Below are 1,682 nucleotides of genomic sequence, written 5' to 3'. Positions count from 1 at the left end.
GACCTATAGTATTTCAATAGACTACATCCACCAAAATTTTACCTATATTTTTATTAGTTTTCCAAAAAACAAAGCAAAAATATTCAAGTCGTAAATAAATAGTAAAAATTATTCAAATAAATATAAAATTAGGTATAATTATTCACATAGTAAAACTATTAGGAGGAGTTATGGTAAAAAATATAGCATTTACCTTATTTTTATTGCTGATAGGCACCAATGCCAATGCAGCTTTTCTGGAGGCTTTAGTCAATGGTATAGCACAAGACATGAATGAATTTATGGCTCCCAAAAAGAAGCCAGTATGTCGTCCTATTATTACAAACTCAAGATCTATATATGTAAGAGATAGTAATGGTGTGGACTTTAACTATGAATATACATATAAAAGTCTTAGCAGGGATTCAAGCTTATACGTAGAAGACCCAACTAAAACAGAATATCCAAATTTACAAAGAATAGCATCCATTAATTGTAGTAACAATATGATGTCAACTTATTTGTCTCTCTGGTATATTGATAAAACAACAGGTAGAGTTATTGCAGAACTCGGTCCAACAGAAAGCTACGAAAAGGAGCTAAAAAAACTTCCTTTACTTGACATAAGCGAAGCAGACAATAGAGGCTGGATTTCTGCGGATTTTCGTAGAAACTTTTTTGAAGAAGATTACTCAGTAATATATCTTAAAAACAAAAAGAGGAAAATGAGATGATTAGAAATTTAGCACTTGCTTTTTTAGCAATGTTTTTATTAAGTGGTTGTGCAACAACACTAAATAAAAGTAAGAAAATGCAAAGAACAGATAAAACTATTAAATCACAGAAAGATCCTAATAGTGGAATATACTACCATGTATCTTATGGTCCTGAGGTCGATTTTGTGGGAAATGGAAATAAGACTTTTTATTATTACTTAGAAATTTTCCCAGTTAAGACTGATTTTATAAGTCCTTACATTGAAAGAAATGATGAATATACAACACTAGAAAAATGTTATCACAAATTACTCAATGTATCTTCCCAAACCGGAGCGATCCGTGTAAGCAGCAAAGATTATGTCTTGCCAGGTAACCCACAAAGTATAATGCTTTATAAGACTTTAGAATCTAAAAAAAGAATAGAACTTAGTGATTTCTCTGTATGTGACTCGTCTGTCAAATGGAAGAGACTACAAGAGGCCCCTAAAGAGTGGAGTAAATAGGTAAAAACAAATTATTAAGTAGTAAAAATGAAAAAAGCTACAAGGCTATATGCGATCTAGCAAAATAAAAATGGTTTATGCTACTTTAAGCATTTATATAGTGCCTAAAGTAGCAAATATACTAAATTTAGTTTTGATTGTTTTGCGATTTTAAACGCTCCAACTCTCGTTCTAACTCCTGTGCTCGCATGCTTTGAATTTGCATTATCTCCAGTCTGACTATATTTGCATCAGGAAAATTTTCTATTGTCTCTTGTCTGCCATTTATGTCCATTATAGTTATTGCATTTTTAGTTATCTCATCTTTTATCGCCATTTCATCTTTCATAGCTCTTTCGTCTTTTTCAGAAACTTTGGCATATAGTATTTCATCTATATTAAAGCTAGTTGGCTTAAATGATTTAATCACTATAACCCTTTGTTGTGTTATGACTATTCCACTTCCTATATAAAAGATAAACATCTTCATTATATATATGGC

3 protein-coding genes are annotated in these 1,682 nt (G+C 30.9%); 2 read left to right on the top strand and 1 reads right to left on the bottom strand.

Translation table 11 applies throughout. From position 1 onward, the window contains the following. Window positions 1-170: 170 nt before the first annotated feature. A complete protein-coding gene (locus CYP84_RS08250) occupies window positions 171-713 on the top strand; it encodes a hypothetical protein (RefSeq protein ID WP_103637233.1) in 543 nt (180 codons plus the stop codon). Continuing rightward, on the top strand, window positions 710-1,201 hold the full coding sequence (locus tag CYP84_RS08245; RefSeq protein ID WP_103637232.1) for a hypothetical protein: 492 nt from the start codon (window positions 710-712) through the stop codon (window positions 1,199-1,201). The genes CYP84_RS08250 and CYP84_RS08245 overlap by 4 nt, the downstream gene beginning before the upstream one ends. A gap of 127 nt (window positions 1,202-1,328) precedes the next feature. On the opposite strand, the gene CYP84_RS08240 is transcribed toward CYP84_RS08245, so the two are convergent. Next, window positions 1,329-1,682 (bottom strand): hypothetical protein (locus CYP84_RS08240; RefSeq protein ID WP_219809679.1); only part of this gene is annotated, 354 nt, incomplete at its 5' end.

Source organism: Campylobacter concisus (assembly GCF_002912425.1).
Lineage (GTDB): Bacteria > Campylobacterota > Campylobacteria > Campylobacterales > Campylobacteraceae > Campylobacter_A > Campylobacter_A concisus_AH.
Note: the sequence above shows the minus strand (reverse complement) of the source record. Positions and strands in the feature narration are given on the sequence as shown.